Source organism: Pseudomonas sp. HC1(2025) (genome assembly GCF_058742075.1).
This window is the reverse complement of the sequence record NZ_CP196017.1, coordinates 2,579,661-2,599,134: the sequence shown is the minus strand read 5'-3', so window position 1 is coordinate 2,599,134 and position 19,474 is coordinate 2,579,661. Positions and strand designations below refer to the sequence as shown.

The window sequence follows — 19,474 nt, the reverse complement described above, 5'->3', positions numbered from 1 at the left end:
AATTTCAACGTGTTTTAATTCGTGATATAGTATGTATATACATAATACATACCACAGTATCAAATCGACGGAGACCCTATGGCTCGCGGCGGCATCAACAAAGCAGTAGTTCAGACGGCACGCCTGGCAATTCTCGCCCGCGGCGAAAACCCCAGCATTGATGCGGTGCGCATCGAAATGGGTAATACCGGCTCGAAAACCACCATTCACCGCTATTTAAAAGAGCTCGACGAGAGCGAAACCCGCCTCACCATCACCGAAGCCCCCATCGACGACGAGCTCGGCGAACTGGTGACACGCCTGGCCCAGCGCCTGAAAGAGAAAGCCCAGGAGCCCATCGACCTGGCCCTGGCCCAGTTCGAACAGCAAAAAAGCGCCCTGCTCGCCCAGGTAGAAGCGCTTGAAGCCGCACACAGCCAACTCCAGCAGCAATTTGATATCCAGGGCACCGCCCTCGCCGAAGAAAGCGCCGCGCTGCAAACCGCCAGCACCAGCCTGCAGACCGAGCAAACCCGTAACGCCGGGCTTAGCCAGGCGTGCAGCGACTACGAGCTACGGCTCTCGGACAAGGACGAACAGATTCGGTCGCTGGAAGAAAAGCACCTGCACGCCCGCGATGCCCTTGAGCACTACCGCAATGCCATCAAGGACCAGCGCGAACAGGAGCAGCGCCGCCACGAAGGCCAGCTGCAACAACTGCAGGCTGAATTGCGCCAGGCACAGCAGAGCGCCCTGGTGCGCCAGGACGAGATCACCCAACTGCATCGCGACAATGAGCGGCTATTGATTGAACACCGGGTTACGGCGAAGGAATTGGCTGCCCAGCAGGAGCAAAGCCGCAAGGCTCAGGCCCAGCAACTCAAGCTGAGCGAACAGGTGAGCGTGATCGACAGCGAACGCACCCTGCTCCAGGAGCGCCTGCGGGTAGCGGTGCTGGACAGCCAGTCACGCCAGGAGGCACTGGCCGAGCAACAGCACAGCTACAAAGCCGTGGAACTGGACCTGATCAAGGCCCAGGCCACCATCGAGGCGCTGCGCCTGGCTGCCGTCGTTGCAACGACGCCAGAGGCAGCGGCCCAGGCCTGATCAGCCAGCCACTGGCGTGCGCATGGTGACGAATTCTTCCGCCGCCGTAGGATGCACGCCGATGGTCTCGTCGAAATGCTGCTTGGTCGCCCCCGCCTTGAGGGCGATCGCCAGGCCCTGGACGATCTCGCCCGCCTCCGGCCCGACCATGTGGCAACCCAACACCTTATCGGTGTCGGCATCGACCACCAGCTTCATCAGGGTGCGCTCCTGGCACTCGGTCAGGGTCAACTTCATCGGCCGGAAGCGGCTTTCGAAGATCTGCACGTTATGCCCATCGGCCCTAGCCTGCTCTTCGCTCAAGCCTACGGTGCCGATGTTCGGCAGGCTGAACACCGCCGTCGGGATCATCGCGTAGTCTACCGGGCGGTATTGCTCAGGCTTGAACAGGCGACGCGCCACGGCCATGCCTTCGGCCAATGCCACAGGCGTCAACTGCACGCGACCGATCACGTCGCCAATGGCCAGGATCGAAGGCTCGGCGGTCTGGTACAGGTCGTCGACCGCGACAAAACCACGCTCGTCCAGCTTGACCCCGGTGTGCTCCAGGCCCAGGTTATCCAACATCGGGCGCCGCCCAGTGGCGTAGAACACGCAATCGGCCTCCAACACACGACCGTCCTTCAGGGTGGCCTTGAGGCTGCCATCGGCCTGTTTGTCGATACGCGCGATATCGGCGTTGAATTGCAGGTCCAGGCCGCGCTTGGTCAGTTCTTCCTGCAAATGCTTGCGCACCGCACCATCGAAGCCACGCAGGAACAGATCGCCGCGATACAGCAGCGATGTCTGTGCGCCCAGGCCATGGAAAATCCCGGCAAACTCCACCGCAATATAACCACCGCCCACCACCAGCACACGCTTGGGCAGCTCTTTAAGGAAGAACGCCTCATTGGAGCCAATAGCGTGCTCGTGCCCCGGAATCTCGGGAATCTGCGGCCAGCCGCCAGTGGCGATCAAGATATTCTTGGCGGTGAAGCGCTCTCCATTGATCTCGACCTCGTGCGCCCCGGTCAGGCGCGCGTGGCCTTCGTGAAGGGTCACGCCACTGTTGACCAGCAGGTTGCGGTAGATGCCATTGAGGCGATTGATCTCGCGGTCCTTGTTGGCGATCAGCGTCGCCCAATCAAAGTCCGCCTCGCCCAGGGACCAGCCAAAACCGCTGGCCTGCTCGAAGTCTTCGGCAAAGTGCGCGCCATAGACCAGCAGCTTTTTCGGCACACAGCCCACATTCACACACGTCCCGCCCAGGTAGCGGCTTTCCGCCACGGCGACCTTCGCGCCAAACCCTGCGGCAAAGCGTGCCGCCCGAACGCCACCGGAACCGGCGCCAATTACATAAAGATCAAAATCGTAGGCCATTTCACTCTCCTCGGCAGGGCATCAGGATACCCGCTTGTACCCAAAAAACCAGAAAGCCACCCGAAGGTGGCTTTCTTGAGACTCAACAGGCCATGCTTAATCAGTAAGCCTTGCCAGTCTTGTAGAAGTGCTCGTAGCAGAAGTTGGTCGCCTCGATGTAGCCTTCGGCGCCACCGCAGTCAAAACGACGACCCTTGAACTTGTAGGCAATGACGCAACCGTCCTTGGCCTGCTTCAACAATGCGTCGGTGATCTGGATTTCGCCGCCCTTGCCTGGCTCGGTTTCTTCGATCAGCTTGAAGATATCCGGGGTCAGGATGTAGCGACCGATGATCGCCAGGTTCGACGGGGCATCTTCCGGCGCTGGCTTCTCGACCATGTCGCGCACACGGATCAGGCCATCGCCAATATCGTCGCCAGCGATCACGCCGTACTTGTTGGTTTCCGAAGGATCGACTTCCTGCACTGCAACGATGGTGCAGCGGTATTTCTGGTACAGCTTGACCATCTGGGTCAAGACGCCGTCGCCTTCCAGGTTCACGCACAGGTCGTCCGCCAGGACCACGGCAAACGGTTCGTCACCGATCAGCGGGCGACCGGTGAGGATGGCATGACCAAGACCTTTCATCTGGGTTTGACGGGTGTAGGAAAACGAGCACTCGTCGAGCAGCTTGCGGATACCGACCAGGTATTTTTCCTTGTCGGTGCCCTTGATCTGGTTTTCCAGTTCATAGCTGATGTCAAAGTGGTCTTCCAGGGCGCGCTTGCCACGACCGGTGACGATGGAGATTTCGTTCAGGCCGGCATCCAGTGCCTCTTCGACGCCGTACTGGATCAGTGGCTTGTTTACCACCGGCAGCATTTCTTTAGGCATGGCCTTGGTCGCTGGCAGGAAGCGAGTGCCGTAACCGGCTGCTGGGAACAAGCATTTCTTGATCATATAAGTCCTTAATAAGGGCTGTGCGTACGAAATTCGGCGCAGTCTAATCAGGCCGCAGCCACCTTACAATGGGCGCTGCTGGCGTTGCGATGTCAACATAGAGAAAAAATGTCGGCGTTAGTTCCGCCCATGTTCAAACAAGCGGCCCCAACGGCACCGGAGAAAACCCAGCATCCCCTGATTTCAAAGGGCCATATCCTTTTTAGCACGCTTTATGGGGTTCGGCACTGACCTGCAACAACTTACGCGCCCCCATGGCATTTGGCGCTATCATTGCCAGCTTGAACACCAGACCACGAGATTGTTAATAGATGTCAGAACCCAAAGGCGTAAACGGCTACCTGATCACCAAGCGAGCAGACGGCTGGCACCTGATCAACTTTCACGGCGACAGCGTTGCCGGCGTATTCGCCACCGAAAGCCAGGCGATTGCAGTAGCCGAAGTATTTGTGGATGAAGCCGGCCACGCGTCGAGCAAGCGACCAAAGGGCAAGTAAGCCTCTGCGGTTGCGCATGAAGCCCCGGTGAACGGGGCTTTTTTGTGATTGTCTGTACCTTGATGGCCGTTCGCTATAATCTCGCTGAAACGCCCCACAACAGTGTCAGCGCGCCCCTTAACACTTCTCAACGACGAACTTTACATGAACAAGATCCTGGCACTGACCTCGGTACTGGCGCTCGCCGGCTGCACCACCACTTCCGACATTTACCTGAAAAACGGCGAACAAGGCCTGACCATTGACTGTTCGGGCGAGGCCAATTCCTGGGCCAGTTGCTACGAAAAGGCCGATGCCTCCTGCGCCGGCACCGGTTACCGCATCGTCGGCACCGAAGGCACGCCAGCCTTGAAGGAAAGCGACAAGACCCTGGGCGCCGATGTGGGCAACTTCAAGGGTCGCAGTGTAGTGGTGGTCTGCAAGTAAGCTGGGCGGCTACATGTGAATCTCGGCGAACTTGATGCCGAGGCTGCGAATGGTGTCGATCAGGTCATCGAGTTTTTCAAAGGATTCGACCTCGTCCTGGTCATCCACCAGGAAAAAGCTGCGCCCGCCGCTTTTCTTGAAAAACACGATCCACTCCCCCGAATTGGCCGGATTTTGAATCACATGGGTCGCAGAGATATGACCCTCTGCATGCCGCTCTTTGACGCGCTCACGTTTCATAATTGCTTTTCCAGAATGACAATGCCGCTCAAACCCCGGGGTTTGAGCGGCATTTTTTGTGTTCAGACAACAGTTTAACGGATGCCTTGGCCAATCAGCACGCCGTCTACCGTTTGCCCGTACAGGTTCACCCCATCATTGGCATGAAACTTCACGCGGGTTTTCTCCACCGAGCCATCTACCAGGCGCGGATCCTGCGGGCGCTCATGGCGATTGACATAGGCCGCTACGTCCCAGGCCTGCTGGTCGCTCAAGCTGCCGCCCTTGCCCAGCGGCATGTTGTGCTTGATGAAGGACGCTGCGGTGTTGACCCGATGCATACCGGCGCCCCAGTTGTAGGAATCCTTACCCCACAACGGTGGCATCACGTAGCTGTCGCCCACCTTCTGCCCCTGCCCTTCGGCGCCATGGCACACCGCACATTGCGCCTTGTACACCTCGGCACCCTGCGCGAGGTTGTAGCCTTTGGCCGGTTGTGGCACCTCCGGGTAACCACGCCCCGGCAACTCCACGCCCAAGGGTGCCTTGCTCGCCAGCCAGTAGGCATAGGTCGACAGCGCGGCAATCTCATGGCTGTCCGCTGCCGGTGGCGTGCCGCCATCCATGCTGAACTGGAAACAGCCCTGCAGGCGCTCGGCAAAGGAGTTGACCTTGTCATTCTTCTTACGATACGCCGGGTACATAGGGTACGCCCCCCACAGGGGCGTGGAATTGGCCAGGCGCCCCTGATCCAGGTGACAGTTGCTGCAATTGAGGCCGTTGCCGACAAACTGCGGCGCCAGGCGCTTGGTATCGACGAACAACGCATAGCCCTGCATCACCAGCTTGCCGTAGGCGTTGTCAGGCAGTTCGCTTTCCTGGGGCGGCTGGAACGCCTTGGCGGCGGGCACCGCAGCCGGCACCTGCAGTTGCGACTGATCTTCCATGGCAATCGGTGCGGCCAACGCCGGCACACTGATCAACGCGGCCAACACGGGTGCAAATGACAGATTCTTCATGGCTTGACCTCCTGGCCAGGCAAGGAGGCGAAGTAATTGGCGATACCCTGCACTTCGTCATCCGTCAGGGATTTGGCCACGTGCCCCATCAGGTCATTGGGGTCGTTGTGCCGAGTGCCACCGCGCCAGGCATTGAGCTGGGCAGCCAGGTAGGCCGCGGACTGTCCGGACAGCGGCGGGAACGCCTCGCCAACCCCCACGCCCGAGGGGCCATGACAGCTGACGCACGCCGGAATCTGCCGTTCCCAGGCGCCTTGCAGCGCCAGTTTTGCAGCGGGACTGTTCGGCGTAGCACTACGATGGCCGACGGCCACGGCAGGTGCCGGCATCGCCGCCAGTGTCTGGGTCACCGCCGCGATTTCTTCCTCGGTAAGCGCCTTGGCCAGCGACGTCATCACCGGGTTGCTGCGCGTGCCACTCTTGAAATCATGCAGTTGCTTGCTCAAATAAGCCGCCGGCAACCCCGCAAGCCTCGGAAAACCCGCAGCAGCCAACCCCAGGCCATCCGCCCCGTGGCATGCCATGCACGCCGCCGCGCCAGGCTGCGCGCCACCTTCACTGAATATCTTGTTGCCCTCCAGCGCCTGCGCGCTGCCGAGCATGAGTAGCAAGGCGCCACCCATCAACACTCTCTCCACAGACATCATCACGACTCCATTTTTATAGTTATATGCTTAGACCTACAATGCATAAGCCTACAAATGGTAGGGTAATGAGCCGACAGTCACAACCGCCATGTAAGAAATTGCCGACAATAAAAAGCCCGGCACTGCAACCGCAGGCCGGGCTTTTTGATCGGAGTTGATCGCGTATGAGCGGCGTCGTGGACTCAGCCGGAAATACAGTCTTCCGCAGCTTTTTTCACGTCACCCGGACGAATCGGCACATTGGACATGCTCTCGTAGAGCTTGATGCTGCTTCCGCTGGAGCGGTCTTCAATCTCGAAAATGGCCGACGGGTCAGCCGAAAACTTCTGCGGCACAATCACCCGAACACCTTCCTTATGAGGCTCGATCTGCGACGGACGACGGGTCGACGACAGTTTCTGCACCACACACGCCGCGTATTCCTGCGGTTTTTTCCCGGAGATAACCGCCAGGGTTGGCGGTGTCTGCTTGATGTCTGAAACCGAAGCACATCCACCTATTGCCAGGGCCAGAACCAATACACTCCACTTCATACAAAACCTCCGATAAAGACCCTACGACAGCGGAGATGGTATTTTTCTCCCGCCCACGTAGGATTTATCCCTGATATATCGGTAAATAACTGTTTTAAATTGTCGAAGACGTCGACGACGACCCGATAATAAACGTGCTGGGGCTGATAAACTCCATCTTAACCTACGTATCGTTCTGATTTTTCAGAAAAAGCCCTTCTGGAGACACCCCCCCATGAAATTCATCCACCAGCGCGAACACTTGAACGAAGGGGATATTGTCGTCATTGAATGCTCTCAGACCTGCAATATCCGCCTGATGAGCGATGCGAATTTTCGCAGCTTCAAAAATGGCGGTCGCCACACTTATCACGGTGGCGCCTTCGACAAGTTCCCGGCCAAGATCACCGCGCCAAGCACCGGGTTCTGGAACATCACCCTGGATGTGGTGACGCGCCGTGCCATCAGCGTTACCCGCAAGCCAGCGTTGTCCCATAAGATCCGCATTGTTCGCCGCACCAGCACCAAACTCAGCTGATTGCCACCCAAGCCACAGGAATCACCGTGACTCAAACCACCAAATACGTCATCAAGTACAAACTCAACGGCGAACGCCGCTTCGAATTTGCCCAACTGCACGCGGCGAGCATCGAAGAGGCCCAAGAGGCCTTGGCGAAAATTCACGATGCCAGTGACGAAATCACTGAGATCACCGTGAGCAAGGCCCTGTAAAACCACGACCAGCAGCGGAGTGATTGTGCAACCTGATTCCACGGGTGACCTGTTCAGCGACGAGGCCTTGCAACAACCGGCCCGTCGCGAGCAAATCGGCGAACAATCCTACGTCCTCAGGGGCTATGCCCTGCCCTGGCTTGAGCGTGTATTGCCCGAGCTTCGTGCCGTCCTCGCCCAGTCACCGTTCCGGCAGATGGTCACCCCCGGTGGCTTTACCATGTCGGCAGCCCTGAGCAGTTGCGGCGAACTGGGCTGGACCACCGACCGCCAGGGCTATCGCTACAGCCCTCTGGACCCCGAGCGCCAACAACCCTGGCCGAGCATGCCGGCCGTGCTGCGCGAACTGGCGATCGACGCGGCCAGGGCTGCCGGCTTCGACGGCTTTGCACCCGACGCCTGCCTGATCAACCGCTATGTACCCGGCGCCAGAATGTCCCTGCACCAAGACAAGAACGAGCGCGACTACAGCGCCCCGGTGGTCTCGTTGTCCCTGGGGCTGGCGGCGGTGTTTCTGTTTGGCGGCCATGTGCGCAGTGACAAGACACAGAAGATCTCGCTGTTCCATGGCGACGTGGCGGTCTGGGGCGGCGTCGATCGCCTGCGCTTTCATGGCGTGTTGCCGATCAAGGAAGGCGTGCACCCGCGCATGGGGCCGCAACGGATCAACCTGACGTTTCGCAGGGCCGGCTGACCCCGGTGAATTCCACCGCAAGCAACGGAGTGCCCGGGCGCCCGCGGTTTATTATCCTGGCCACTGATCCATTGCCGAGCTATTGCCATGAGCACTGAAGATGATCTGCGCTGGGCAGCCATTGTCGCCCGCGACGCCACGGCCGACCTGACCTTCGTCTACGGGGTCAAGACCACCGGCGTGTATTGCCGCCCCAGCAGCAGCGCACGTCAGCCACTGCGCAAGAATGTCGAGTTTTTCGACACACCGCAGCAAGCCGAAGCCGCCGGGTACCGCCCCAACAAACGTACCTCGGCCGACCAGACCCAGGTTGCGCAACGCCATGCGCACCTGGTTGCCGCCGCTTGCCGTCATATCGAACAGGCCCAGACCCTGCCCGCCCTGGAAGACCTGGCCAACGGCGCCGGCTTGAGCCCGTTCCACTTCCACCGCGTGTTCAAGACCCTGACCGGGCTGACACCCCGGGGCTATGCCCGCGCCCATCGCTCACGCAAGGTCAGGGCGCACCTGCAGGACAGCCAGTCGGTGACCGATGCGCTGTACGACGCGGGTTTCAACTCCAACAGCCGCTTCTACGCGTCAGCCGACCAGTTGCTCGGCATGAAGCCCAGCGACTACAAAGCCGGTGGCATCCATAACGATATTCACTTTGCCGTCGGCGAGTGTTCCCTGGGGGCGATTCTGGTGGCGCAGAGCAATCGCGGGGTCTGCGCAATCCTCCTGGGTGACGACCCGGACCAACTGGCGCGCGACCTGCAAGACCAGTTCCCGCAGGCCAATGTGATCGGTGCCGACCCCGGCTTTGAACAGTTGATTGCCCAGGTGGTGGGGTTTATCGAGGCGCCTGCCCTGGGCCTGAACCTGCCCCTGGACCTGCGCGGCACCGCCTTCCAGGAGCGGGTCTGGCAGGCACTGCGGGAAATCCCGGTGGGCAGCACCGCCAGCTACGCCGAGATTGCCAAGCGCATCGGCGCACCCAGCGCCTTTCGTGCCGTTGCCCAGGCGTGCGGCGCCAACAGCCTGGCCGTGGCGATTCCCTGCCACCGCGTGGTACGCAGCGATGGCCATCTATCGGGTTACCGTTGGGGCGTGGAGCGCAAACAGCTGTTGCTCCAGCGCGAACGCCACACCCCGCATGAACCACAGCCGGCGTCCAGTGAATAATACAGACTGGCCTTGCCCCGGCCGGCCCTGTTAAAAGGGCCGGGCAGCCCTTCCTGAGCGTTCCATCATTGGAGAAGCGATCCATGAGCACCTGGCCAGACACCCGCATTCTCGACCTGCTGGGCATTGAATTGCCGATCATCCAGGCGCCCATGGCCGGCAGCACCAGCCCCGAGATGGTGATCGCCGCGAGCCAGGCCGGGGCGCTGGGCTCGATGCCCACGGCCACACTCAGCATCGAGCAATTGCGCCAGGCGTTGACCACCATTGCCCAGGCCAGCGCCCGCCCCTTGAACGTCAACTTCTTCTGCCACCGGCCACCGGCCCCCAACCCCGAGCGGGATCGCCAGTGGAAGGATTTGCTGGAGCCCTACTACCGTGAGCTGGGCGCAGATTTTGACGCGCCCACCCCGCTCTCCAACCGCGCACCGTTCGACAATGCCAGCTGCGAGGTGGTGGAAGAATTCCGCCCGGAAGTCGTCAGCTTCCACTTTGGCCTGCCGGAAAAAACGCTGCTGGACCGGGTCAAGGCCACAGGGGCGAAAGTGCTGTCGTCCGCCACCACCGTCGAGGAGGCGATCTGGCTGGAGCAGCACGGCTGCGATGCAATCATCGCCATGGGGTATGAGGCCGGGGGGCATCGCGGGATGTTTCTCAGCGACCGCCTCACCAGCCAGATCGGCACAATGGCCCTGGTGCCGCAGATCGTCGATGCAGTCAGCGTGCCGGTAATCGCCGCCGGCGGGATTGGCGATGCGCGGGGTATGGTTGCCGCGTTCGCCCTCGGCGCCTCGGCGGTGCAGATCGGCACGGCCTATCTGTTCACGCCCGAAGCCACTATCACCCCCGCCCACCATCAGGCATTGCACAGCGCCCAGGCCAGCGAAACGGCACTGACCAACCTGTTCACCGGCCGCCCGGCGCGGGGGATCATCAATCGCGTGATGCGCGAACTTGGGCCAATCAATCCCACCGCCCCGGCGTTTCCCTTGGCCGGTGGTGCATTGCTGCCGTTGCGCGCCCTGGATGCAGCCGACTTCAGCAGCCTGTGGGCCGGCCAGGCGCTGCGCCTGGGGCAAGACCTGTCCACCCGCGAGCTGACCCTGACCCTGGCCCGCCAGGCGCTGGCGCAACTCAACAAGGGCTAGACCCCTGAGACAACTTTGCACTGTACCGACGATGGCGAACCGCTATATATTCCCATACATAGCGATTAACTATAACAAGCCGCCACGTCGGCACCCCAAGGAGCTGCTTCATGATGATTCGCGCCCAACGCCTGGCCCCCACCGGCCTGGCCACCCTGATCGCCCTCTTTACCTTGGGCACAGCCCACGCCGATGAAGTACAAGTGGCCGTCGCCGCCAACTTCACCGCGCCGATCCAGGCGATCGCCGCCGACTTCGAAAAAGACACCGGGCACAAACTGGTCGCCGCCTACGGGGCCACCGGGCAGTTCTATACCCAGATCAAGAACGGCGCGCCGTTTGAAGTGTTCCTCAGCGCCGACGACACCACCCCGCAAAAGCTCGAAAGCGAAGGCGACACCCTCAAGGGCTCGCGCTTCACCTATGCCGTGGGCACCCTGGCGCTGTGGTCGGCCAAGGAAGGTTATGTGGATGCCAAGGGCGCGGTGCTGCAAAAAAATGAATACCAGCACCTGTCCATCGCCAACCCGAAAGCCGCACCCTACGGCCTCGCGGCTACCCAGGTCCTGGCCAAGCTGGGCCTGACCGACAAGGTCAAGAGCAAGCTGGTCGAAGGCCAGAACATCACCCAGGCCTATCAGTTTGTGTCCACCGGCAATGCCGAGTTGGGCTTTGTCGCCTTGTCGCAAATCTATAAAGACGGCAAAGTCAGCAGCGGCTCGGCGTGGATTGTGCCGGGCGAGATGCATGACCCAATCAAACAGGACGCGGTGATCCTCAACAAAGGCAAGGACAACCCGGCCGCCAAGGCACTGGTTGACTACCTCAAGGGGCCGAAAGCCGCTGCCGTTATCAAATCCTACGGTTATCAACTGTAAATGCCACTATCGAGTGCCGATTTTTCCGCGATCTGGCTGACCCTGAAACTGGCGTCGCTGACCACCGTGATTCTGCTGATTATCGGCACTCCCATCGCCCTGTGGCTGTCGCACACCCGTTCCTGGTGGCGCGGGCCGATTGGCGCGGTGGTCGCCCTGCCCCTGGTGCTGCCGCCGACGGTGATTGGCTTCTACCTGCTGCTGACCATGGGTCCCCATGGCTACCTCGGGCAGTTCACCCAATGGCTGGGCCTGGGCACCCTGACCTTCAGCTTCGCCGGCCTGGTGATTGGCTCGGTGATCTATTCCATGCCGTTTGTGGTGCAACCGTTGCAAAACGCGTTCTCGGCCATCGGCAGCCGTCCCCTGGAAGTTGCCGCGACGTTGCGGGCCAATCCCTGGGATACATTTTTCACGGTGATCCTGCCGCTGGCCCGCCCCGGCTTTATCACCGCGTCGATCCTCGGCTTCGCCCATACCGTGGGCGAGTTTGGCGTGGTGCTGATGATTGGCGGCAATATCCCCGACAAGACCCGCGTGGTCTCGGTGCAGATCTACGACCACGTCGAAGCCATGGAATACGCCCAAGCCCACTGGCTGGCCGGGGCCATGGTGGTGTTTTCTTTCCTGGTGTTGCTGGCGCTCTACTCCAGCCGTAAAACCAAAGCGGGTTGGAGCTGATGTCGATGATCGAGGTGCGCCTGCAACTGCACTACTCCGGATTTGCCCTGGACGTGGACCTCAAGCTGCCAGGGCGCGGCGTCACCGCGCTCTACGGGCATTCGGGTTCGGGCAAGACCACGTGCCTGCGCTGCATTGCCGGGCTGGAACGGGCCGGCGATGGATTTGTGCAAATCAACGATCAGGTCTGGCAAGACAGCCGCAACGGCGTGTTTGTGCCGCCGCACAAGCGCGCCCTGGGTTATGTGTTTCAAGAAGCCAGCCTGTTTCCCCACCTGTCGGTGCTGGCCAACCTGGAGTTCGGCCTCAAGCGGATCCCCAAGGCCCAGCGTCGCGTGGACATGGCCCACGCCACGCAATTGCTGGGGATCGGCCACCTGTTGGATCGCCACCCCCAGCATTTGTCCGGCGGTGAGCGCCAACGCGCAGGCATCGCCCGCGCCCTGCTCACCAGCCCGCAGCTATTGCTGATGGACGAACCCCTGGCCGCCCTCGACAGCCAGCGCAAAGGCGAGATCCTGCCCTACCTGGAACGCCTGCACGATCAACTGGAAATCCCGGTGCTGTACGTCAGCCATGCCCAGGATGAAGTGGCGCGCCTGGCCGATCACATTGTCCTGCTCAGTGAGGGCAAGGCCCTGGCCAGCGGGCCGATTGGCGAGACCCTGGCGCGGCTCGACCTGCCGCTGGCCCTGGGCGACGATGCCGGCGTGGTGATCAACGGCACGGTCAGCGAGCATGACGCCCATTACCAACTGCTGACCCTGCAATTGCCCGATGGCCCACTGCAAATGCGCGTGGCCCACGCGCCGCTGGAGCTGGGCAAACACTTGCGGTTCAAGGTGCAGGCCCGGGACGTGAGCCTCAGCCTGCAACCTGGGGAGCACAGCAGTATCCTCAATTGCTTGCCCGTGACCGTGACCCAGGAGATCCCTGCCGATAACAGTGCGCATGTGCTGGTACGGCTCGACGCGGCGGGTACGCCGCTGCTGGCGCGCATCACCCGTTATTCCCGGGACCAGTTGCAAGTGCATCCCGGCCAGGCGTTATGGGCACAGATCAAGGCGGTCGCCGTACTGGCTTGAACGCACGGCCCGGTGCTGCGGTCAATCAGGCATACCGGCCTGATTTGTTGCCAAGGACTCTGCCATGCCCGACTCCACCCTGCCCGTCGACCTGCCCCGTGACCTGCACTACGTTGACGACAGTCAGCCGGGCCTGAGCCGCCGTAAACTGCGGGGCAAGTTCCAGTACTTCCAGAGCGACGGCCAACGCATCAGCGACGCCGACGAAATCCAGCGCATCAACGCCCTGGCCATCCCGCCGGCCTATACCGATGTGTGGATCTGCGCCGACCCCAAGGGCCATCTACAGGCCACCGGCCGCGATGCCCGCGGCCGCAAGCAATACCGTTATCACCCACGCTGGCGTGAAGTGCGCGACAGCGACAAGTATTCGCGCCTGCAGCAGTTCGGCAACGCGCTGCCCAAATTGCGCAAGCAGCTACAAGCGCAAATCGATGCGCCGGGTTTCAACCGCGAGAAGGTCCTGGCCACCGTCGTGCTGTTGCTCGATGCCACGCTGATCCGCGTCGGCAACAGCCAATACGCCCGCGATAACCGCTCCTATGGCCTGACCACCCTGCGTACCCGCCACGTGGATATCAAGGGCAGCGAAATCCAGTTCCAGTTCCGTGGCAAGAGCGGCGTCGAGCACCAGGTCAGTATCAAGGACCGGCGCCTGGCCACCGTGCTCAAGCGCTGCCTGGAGTTGCCGGGGCAGAACCTGTTCCAGTACCTGGACGAGAACGGCGAGCGGCATACCGTCAGCTCCACCGACGTCAACGCCTACCTGCACAGCCTCACCGGCGCCGACTTTACCGCCAAGGACTACCGCACTTGGGCCGGCAGTGCCCTGGCCCTGGCCGTGTTGCGCGAACTGGCATGGCAACCGGAGTCGGATGCAAAACGGCATGTGGTGGAGATGGTCAAGAATGTCGCCCGGCAACTGGGCAATACCCCGGCGGTGTGCCGCAAATGCTACATCCACCCGGCCGTGCTGGAGCACTTCAGCCTGGGCGGCCTGGCGAAACTGCCCCGGCCCAGGGTGCGCAAGGGCTTGAAAGCCGAAGAAGTGGGGTTGGCGATGTTTCTTGAGCAACTGTAGGCACTGACGCCACCGATGTAGGAAAAATGACTGAACTGCGCTAGGCTACCAATCCCTCCCGACTGCAGGACGACCGCCGACGTGAACAACTAAGCCTTCCAACATGTAAACGCAACGAGCCGCCTGGCGCGCTTGTTGGCTTGTGCCACATTGTTCTGGAGGTGCTGATGACTGACGTCAACCGGCTGCCTGTACTTGTTTCCTTGCATCACCTGGGTTTTCAGTTCGCCGATGGCGAGACTTTGCTGGAAGACCTCAACCTGTCCATCGATTGCACCCCGACCGGGATTGTCGGCCGGAATGGCATGGGCAAGAGTGTGTTGGCGCGCCTGCTGGCCGGCGTGCTTGAGCCATCCCATGGGGTTATCAAATCCTCGGCGCGTATCGCCTATGTCCCACAAAGCATTGAGCTGTTACCGGGGCAGACTGTGGCCCAGGTCTGCGGTTGCGCGCCTATTCTGGCGGCACTTGAGCGCCTGGCCGCGGGCCGCGCGCAGGCCGACGACCTGGAACTGATCGATGATCGCTGGGACCTGGCCGAACGCCTGCGCCAGGCCCTGGACGGCGCCGGTCTGGCCGAGATCGACCCCGATCAGCCCGCCGGCCAACTCAGCGGTGGGCAACTGGCCAGGATCGCCCTGATTGGTGGCCTGCTGGGCGCGCCGCAGTTGCTGATTCTCGACGAACCCACCAACCACCTCGACAGTGCCGGCCGCGATTGGCTGCTGGCGACCCTTGGCGCCTGGCGCGGCGGCCTGGTGGTGGTCAGCCACGACCGACGCCTGCTCAATACCCTGGGGCGGATCATCGAACTGTCGCCCCTCGGGGCCCGGCTCTATGGCGGCAACTACGATGACTATCGGGCGCAGCGTGATGCCGAGCAACAGGCCGCTCAGGCCGCCCTGGAACATGCCCGGCTGGATCGGCGGCGCGAGCACCAGCGCCTGAAAAAGGCTATCGACAGTTTCCAGCGCCACGCCGCCAGTGCCCGTAAACATGCAGAGACCGCCAATGTCGATGCCTTCACCAAATCCCGCTGGAAAGGCGCCGCCAATGAAATCGTCAGCAACGTGCGCAGCGCCCATGTGCAGCACAAGCAGGCCTTGAACGAACGCGTGCGCACGGCCCACGAACGGGTGGTGGACGAAACGCCGACCTTCCTTGCCTTGCCCGGCACACCCCTGCCGGCTGGCCGCCAAGTGCTAACCCTGATCGACTGCCAGTTGCCCTGGCTCGATCCCCGCGCGCCGAGCACCCTGATCAACGCGAGCCTGTGCGGGCCGGTCCGGGTTGCGGTCCACGGGCCCAATGGCTGCGGCAAGTCCACCCTGCTCAAGCTGCTGGCGGGGCATTGGCAACCTGTCAGCGGCGCATGCACGGTTCATGTACCCAGCGCCTATCTCGACCAGCACTTGACCCTGCTCGATGACCAGCAGTCGATCGTCGAGCAACTGAAATTGATGGACACGCCACTGGCCGAAGCCGAACTGCGCACCCGTCTGGCGCTGTTGCAACTGGATGCATGGCGCGTCACCCAGCCCATCGGCCAGCTCAGCGGTGGCGAGCGCTTGAAGGCTGCCATGGCGATTGCCTTGTGGCGCAAGGTTCCCGCGCAATTGCTGCTCCTGGATGAGCCGACCAACCATCTGGACCTGGAGTCGGTGATGGCCTTCGAACAGGCTTTACAGGGATTTACCGGGGCGCTGATTGCGGTCTCCCATGACGCAGCGTTTCTCAAGGCACTGGCGCCGACTCACGTTCTGAGCTGGGACGTCATGGGCTGGCGCTTGGAAGTGAACTGAAGGATGTGCCAAGTCATTGCAGTCAACCGGAAAGCGCCCTACGGTAGTGGCCGGATAATCTCATAGAGGAACCTCTCGCCGTGCTGCCCTCTTCCCCTAAGCCCATGGTCAATACTGCCTTGCAGCACCAGCACAAATGGCGGGGGCGCATCGGCCTGACGCTGGTGGCCAGCCTTTCGGTGCTGGCCGGCATGACCGACGCCATCGGTTTCATGGCCAGTGGCGATTTTGTCTCGTTCATGAGCGGCAATACCACGCGGCTGGCGGTGGCAATCAGTGAGGGTGACCTGGGGCTGACCGGGCGCCTCACCCTGTTGGTGGCAACGTTTATCCTGGGCAACGCGCTGGGGGTGATCATCAGCCGCGTGAGCAAGCGCCATGCGCTGCCGTTGTTGCTGTGTATTGCCACACTGTTGTGCGGCGCCGCGGCGTGGCCGATGGCGGAGCAGTTGCCGGCAGTACTGGCTGCGATCATTGCCATGGGCATGCTCAATGCGGCGGTGGAACAGGTCAATGGCTTGCCCGTGGGGCTGACTTACGTGACCGGCGCGTTGTCGCGTTTCGGTCGCGGCCTGGGGCGCTGGATGCTGGGGGAGCGCCGCAATGGCTGGCGCGTGCAGTTGATTCCCTGGGCCGGAATGTTTGTCGGCGCGGTGATCGGTGCTCTGCTGGAGCACCAGATGGGGATCCGGGCACTGTTGGTCAGCGGCCTGCTGTCGGCGCTGCTGGGCCTGGTGTCGCTGAAGATTCCGCGGCGCTGGCACCTGGGCTATATGCCACGTTGAAAAGGTGCTTGCCCGACATTTAGGCCTCGACATCCATGTACTGGTAAAGAGCCATCATGTCGGGCAAGCGCTGGCATTTTAAGACAAAGCCGGCGCAGTGTCCGCTGGGCATTTCTGAAGATTTCTAAAGAAACAACCTACAGGCAGGTCGCCAAGGCGGCCAGACGGCGCTTGGCGGCCCAATTGTCCTGCACTGCGTAGTAACTGACCGTGGTGCTGGTACCGGCGCTGCGCACATCGACAAAGTAGTCACCGCCCGTGGTGTACACCGTATGGCCACCGCCTTGCGCAGGCTCCATGAAGCCGCCGGCGTCGACGCCGAATACCGCCTCGTCCTGCCAGCCAAACTGGATGCATTGGGCTACGACCAGGGCCGCCTTATCAGACGCCAGGGTTTTATAGGGCGCGCCAGCGCGTGCGTCTTTCATCTTCGAACCTGCGCAACCGGCCAGCGCCGCCACGACCAACGCACCTATCACCACCTTCCGCATGCCATCGCTTCCTTGAAAAAAACGCGACTGTACCACTGCCTACAACAACCAGCGAAACAGATAGAACAGCGCCATGCTCAACAGCACCGTGGTCAACACGCTGCGGGTCCAGAACATCAGGGCCACCGCACAGATCCCGGCCAGCAGGTAGGGGTTGGTGGGGCTCAGGTTGAGCTTGTGCTCGGCGAGGAAAATGATCGGCCCGCAAATCGCCGTCAACATGCCGGGTACCGCAAACCCGAGAAACTCCCGGGCGCCGCGGTTCAGGCGCACCGGCAAGCGCGGTTCAAGAAACAGATAACGGTTGAAAAACACCGCCAGACCCATGCCGATAATCATCACAAAAATCATCGCTGCCCCACTCCCAAGCGTTTGCAGGCATACCCTGCGCTCATCCCCAACAACCCCGACACCACCACCGCCGACTCCCAGTGCCAGTAGCTGAGCAGCACCGAAAACAGCAGGGCCACTGCCACGCACACCACCGTCGGCACATCACGCACAACCGGGGTGATCAAGGCGATGAAGGTCGCGGCGATGGAGAACTCCAGGCCCAGTTGATCGAGGTTGGGGATGCTCTTGCCGAGCACGATGCCGGCCAGGGTGAACAGGTTCCAGGCCACGTAGAACGTCAGGCCCACGCCCAGGGCATACCAGCGGTTGAAGGTCTGGCGGTCGTATTGGCTGACCAGGGCGAAGAATTCGTCGGTCAGCAAAAAGCCCAGGCTCATGCGCCAGCGCGCCGGCAAGGGCGACAGGGTGCTACGCATATGCATGCCATACAGCAAGTGCTGGGAGGTCAGCAGCAAGGTGGTGAGCAAAATGGCGATCAGGCTCGCGCCGCTCTTGACCATGCCAATCGCCACCAACTGTGCGGCACCGGCAAACACAATGGCCGACAGGCCCTGGCTTTCCAGCGGGGTGAATTGGGCGTCAATCGCCAGGGAACCGGCGAGCAGGCCCCACGGGGCGCAGGCCAACGACAGGGGAATAATCGCAATCGCGCCACGGGCGAAGGCGTAATGCGGCAAGGCAGTAGGCATGGACAACAGGCTCATCGACAGACAGTCGGCAAGCATGGCAGCGCCAAACAGGATTGTCTTGAACGATCTTGCAGGCAACACCCCGACGCCAGGAAGGAATGTTGCCTGCCTGATTTATGGCTGCAGGGCCGTGGCGGCCTTGTCGATAAATGCCGCCACTTCGCCAGCCCTGGAGGCCAGCGAGGCGTGACTGGCGTCCAGCGTGAGAATCTCCCGGGGCTTGATGCGCTCGGCCATGCGTACCTGGTTATCGGGGTGAATCATGTGGTCCTGGGTGGACACCTGATACCACGACGGCTTGTTCTTCCAGGCCGGATTGCTCACTTCATCGCCAAAGGTACTGGCCAGGGGCGCCTTCTGCGTAATTCCCAGCACGTCGCCCTCTGACTGCGGCAAGTCCTGGCAGAAGCTCTCATGGAACAACTCGGGCTTGACCCACAGGTAGCCATCGCTGTCCGGCACCAGGTTGGCGGCGGCCTCGGGCAGGTGTTGCTGGGTGATTGCGCCCGGACTTTCCCCCGCATCCGGGGCAAACGCGGCAATAAACACCAGGCCCTGGACGTTGGGCTCGTTGCCTGCCTGGGAAATGACCGCGCCCCCATAGGAATGCCCGACCAACAACACCGGCCCCTTGACCTGGGCCACCATCTTGCGTGTGCGTTCGGCGTCGTCGGCCAATGAAGTCAGGGGAATTTCCACCGCGTGCAAGTCGCGATAGCCCTTTTTCTGCAGTTCGACGATCACTCGGCTCCAATGGGCTGCGCCGCCCCAAAAGCCGTGTACCAGGACAATTGCCGGTTTTTCACTCATTCGATGACTTCCTGTGGATTGAGCATGGGATCTTGCGGACAACCGCGACCATGCCCAGTGTCAGCGCAGCCGGCTCGATCGTCACCCCCCAATCGCCGAACGGCTACGTGCCATTATCAGGCCAGCTTGACCGACACCCGCTCTACCGCATCCCGGGCCTCACGCAGTTCATGGGCATCCTGGTTAAGGCGGTGAATGGTGTTGAGCAGGCGCTGACGCAGCACTTCATCGCTGAGTTTTTCGACGGCGCGCATCAAGTCAAAAGCCGCGGTTTCGTTGTTGTCCGCGACAGAATCGAGGGTCTTGCGCAGGTTGCGAGTGGCACGGGTCACACCGTTACTTCCTTTATCACCAATGGCGGGCACTTTAGGACAG

At 61.4% G+C, this 19,474-nt stretch carries 25 protein-coding genes; 14 read left to right on the top strand and 11 right to left on the bottom strand.

What is annotated here, in order from left to right; translation table 11 throughout:
- Positions 1-78: 78 nt before the first annotated feature.
- Positions 79-1,086, top strand: a complete 1,008-nt coding sequence (locus tag ACSSVH_RS11875; RefSeq protein WP_492634582.1) for a DNA-binding protein — start codon at positions 79-81, stop codon at positions 1,084-1,086.
- Here the strand turns inward: ACSSVH_RS11875 and gorA are convergent, their stop codons facing one another.
- Together gorA and galU are read right to left on the bottom strand one after the other, a co-directional pair.
- Complete coding sequence (gene gorA / locus ACSSVH_RS11870) at positions 1,087-2,445, bottom strand: glutathione-disulfide reductase (protein ID WP_169955833.1); 1,359 nt, start codon at positions 2,443-2,445, stop codon at positions 1,087-1,089.
- Between the two features lie 100 nt (positions 2,446-2,545).
- The gene (gene galU / locus ACSSVH_RS11865; RefSeq protein WP_029294645.1) at positions 2,546-3,385 is read right to left on the bottom strand and encodes a UTP--glucose-1-phosphate uridylyltransferase GalU; all 840 of its coding nucleotides are present in this window, start codon (positions 3,383-3,385) and stop codon (positions 2,546-2,548) included.
- 311 nt (positions 3,386-3,696) lie between these two features.
- Between galU and ACSSVH_RS11860 the strand changes: the two genes are divergently transcribed.
- Positions 3,697-3,882 carry a hypothetical protein gene (locus ACSSVH_RS11860; RefSeq protein WP_076960784.1) on the top strand — a complete coding sequence of 62 codons (186 nt, stop codon included), beginning with the start codon at positions 3,697-3,699 and terminating at the stop codon, positions 3,880-3,882.
- A gap of 144 nt (positions 3,883-4,026) precedes the next feature.
- Complete coding sequence (locus tag ACSSVH_RS11855; RefSeq protein ID WP_169955832.1) at positions 4,027-4,308, top strand: YgdI/YgdR family lipoprotein; 282 nt, start codon at positions 4,027-4,029, stop codon at positions 4,306-4,308.
- Positions 4,309-4,317: 9 nt separating this feature from the next.
- Here ACSSVH_RS11855 and ACSSVH_RS11850 read toward each other — a convergent pair whose 3' ends face one another.
- The 4 genes from ACSSVH_RS11850 to ACSSVH_RS11835 all read right to left on the bottom strand — a co-directional run bounded on the left by ACSSVH_RS11850 (position 4,318) and on the right by ACSSVH_RS11835 (position 6,726).
- A complete protein-coding gene (locus ACSSVH_RS11850; RefSeq protein WP_169955831.1) occupies positions 4,318-4,548 on the bottom strand; it encodes a hypothetical protein in 231 nt (76 codons plus the stop codon).
- A 74-nt stretch (positions 4,549-4,622) separates the two neighbouring features.
- The gene (locus ACSSVH_RS11845) at positions 4,623-5,546 is read right to left on the bottom strand and encodes a c-type cytochrome (protein WP_169955830.1); all 924 of its coding nucleotides are present in this window, start codon (positions 5,544-5,546) and stop codon (positions 4,623-4,625) included.
- Entirely contained in the window at positions 5,543-6,193 is a 651-nt protein-coding gene (locus ACSSVH_RS11840) for a c-type cytochrome (protein ID WP_172311133.1), read from the bottom strand. The genes ACSSVH_RS11845 and ACSSVH_RS11840 overlap by 4 nt, the downstream gene beginning before the upstream one ends.
- A gap of 182 nt (positions 6,194-6,375) precedes the next feature.
- Positions 6,376-6,726 carry a hypothetical protein gene (locus ACSSVH_RS11835; RefSeq protein WP_029294633.1) on the bottom strand — a complete coding sequence of 117 codons (351 nt, stop codon included), beginning with the start codon at positions 6,724-6,726 and terminating at the stop codon, positions 6,376-6,378.
- Between the two features lie 214 nt (positions 6,727-6,940).
- Here ACSSVH_RS11835 and ACSSVH_RS11830 point away from each other — a divergent pair, with 214 nt between their 5' ends.
- From ACSSVH_RS11830 to ACSSVH_RS11780, 11 genes are all read left to right on the top strand, one after another.
- On the top strand, positions 6,941-7,243 hold the full coding sequence (locus tag ACSSVH_RS11830) for a DUF1883 domain-containing protein (protein ID WP_003173824.1): 303 nt from the start codon (positions 6,941-6,943) through the stop codon (positions 7,241-7,243).
- Between the two features lie 26 nt (positions 7,244-7,269).
- Complete coding sequence (locus ACSSVH_RS11825; protein ID WP_169955827.1) at positions 7,270-7,437, top strand: hypothetical protein; 168 nt, start codon at positions 7,270-7,272, stop codon at positions 7,435-7,437.
- Positions 7,438-7,462: 25 nt separating this feature from the next.
- Positions 7,463-8,131, top strand: coding sequence for a DNA oxidative demethylase AlkB (gene alkB, locus ACSSVH_RS11820; RefSeq protein WP_432755662.1), 669 nt, complete (start codon positions 7,463-7,465; stop codon positions 8,129-8,131).
- Between the two features lie 87 nt (positions 8,132-8,218).
- The gene (gene ada, locus ACSSVH_RS11815; RefSeq protein WP_170058060.1) at positions 8,219-9,295 is read left to right on the top strand and encodes a bifunctional DNA-binding transcriptional regulator/O6-methylguanine-DNA methyltransferase Ada; all 1,077 of its coding nucleotides are present in this window, start codon (positions 8,219-8,221) and stop codon (positions 9,293-9,295) included.
- Between the two features lie 83 nt (positions 9,296-9,378).
- Positions 9,379-10,443, top strand: a complete 1,065-nt coding sequence (locus tag ACSSVH_RS11810) for an NAD(P)H-dependent flavin oxidoreductase (RefSeq protein WP_432755661.1) — start codon at positions 9,379-9,381, stop codon at positions 10,441-10,443.
- Positions 10,444-10,553: 110 nt separating this feature from the next.
- Complete coding sequence (gene modA, locus ACSSVH_RS11805) at positions 10,554-11,321, top strand: molybdate ABC transporter substrate-binding protein (protein WP_432755660.1); 768 nt, start codon at positions 10,554-10,556, stop codon at positions 11,319-11,321.
- Positions 11,322-12,002 (top strand): molybdate ABC transporter permease subunit, encoded by a 681-nt coding sequence (gene modB, locus ACSSVH_RS11800; RefSeq protein WP_169955822.1) that lies wholly within the window; start codon positions 11,322-11,324, stop codon positions 12,000-12,002.
- Positions 12,002-13,087, top strand: a complete 1,086-nt coding sequence (modC, locus tag ACSSVH_RS11795) for a molybdenum ABC transporter ATP-binding protein (protein WP_492634581.1) — start codon at positions 12,002-12,004, stop codon at positions 13,085-13,087. The genes modB and modC overlap by 1 nt, the downstream gene beginning before the upstream one ends.
- A gap of 64 nt (positions 13,088-13,151) precedes the next feature.
- Complete coding sequence (locus ACSSVH_RS11790) at positions 13,152-14,168, top strand: DNA topoisomerase IB (RefSeq protein ID WP_169955820.1); 1,017 nt, start codon at positions 13,152-13,154, stop codon at positions 14,166-14,168.
- A 167-nt stretch (positions 14,169-14,335) separates the two neighbouring features.
- Positions 14,336-15,970: an ABC-F family ATP-binding cassette domain-containing protein gene (locus ACSSVH_RS11785; RefSeq protein ID WP_432755658.1), complete on the top strand. Its 1,635-nt coding sequence runs from the start codon at positions 14,336-14,338 to the stop codon at positions 15,968-15,970.
- An 80-nt stretch (positions 15,971-16,050) separates the two neighbouring features.
- Positions 16,051-16,755, top strand: coding sequence for a YoaK family protein (locus tag ACSSVH_RS11780; RefSeq protein WP_492634580.1), 705 nt, complete (start codon positions 16,051-16,053; stop codon positions 16,753-16,755).
- Positions 16,756-16,892: 137 nt separating this feature from the next.
- Here the strand turns inward: ACSSVH_RS11780 and ACSSVH_RS11775 are convergent, their stop codons facing one another.
- From ACSSVH_RS11775 to ACSSVH_RS11755, 5 genes are all read right to left on the bottom strand, one after another.
- On the bottom strand, positions 16,893-17,246 hold the full coding sequence (locus ACSSVH_RS11775) for a hypothetical protein (RefSeq protein ID WP_169955817.1): 354 nt from the start codon (positions 17,244-17,246) through the stop codon (positions 16,893-16,895).
- A gap of 39 nt (positions 17,247-17,285) precedes the next feature.
- A complete protein-coding gene (locus ACSSVH_RS11770; protein WP_169955816.1) occupies positions 17,286-17,597 on the bottom strand; it encodes an AzlD domain-containing protein in 312 nt (103 codons plus the stop codon).
- The gene (locus tag ACSSVH_RS11765) at positions 17,594-18,289 is read right to left on the bottom strand and encodes an AzlC family ABC transporter permease (RefSeq protein WP_057440118.1); all 696 of its coding nucleotides are present in this window, start codon (positions 18,287-18,289) and stop codon (positions 17,594-17,596) included. The genes ACSSVH_RS11770 and ACSSVH_RS11765 overlap by 4 nt, the downstream gene beginning before the upstream one ends.
- Before the next feature lie 114 nt (positions 18,290-18,403).
- Positions 18,404-19,099 carry an alpha/beta hydrolase gene (locus tag ACSSVH_RS11760; protein ID WP_169955815.1) on the bottom strand — a complete coding sequence of 232 codons (696 nt, stop codon included), beginning with the start codon at positions 19,097-19,099 and terminating at the stop codon, positions 18,404-18,406.
- A 116-nt stretch (positions 19,100-19,215) separates the two neighbouring features.
- The gene (locus ACSSVH_RS11755; RefSeq protein ID WP_003212603.1) at positions 19,216-19,431 is read right to left on the bottom strand and encodes a hypothetical protein; all 216 of its coding nucleotides are present in this window, start codon (positions 19,429-19,431) and stop codon (positions 19,216-19,218) included.
- Positions 19,432-19,474 lie beyond the last annotated feature (43 nt).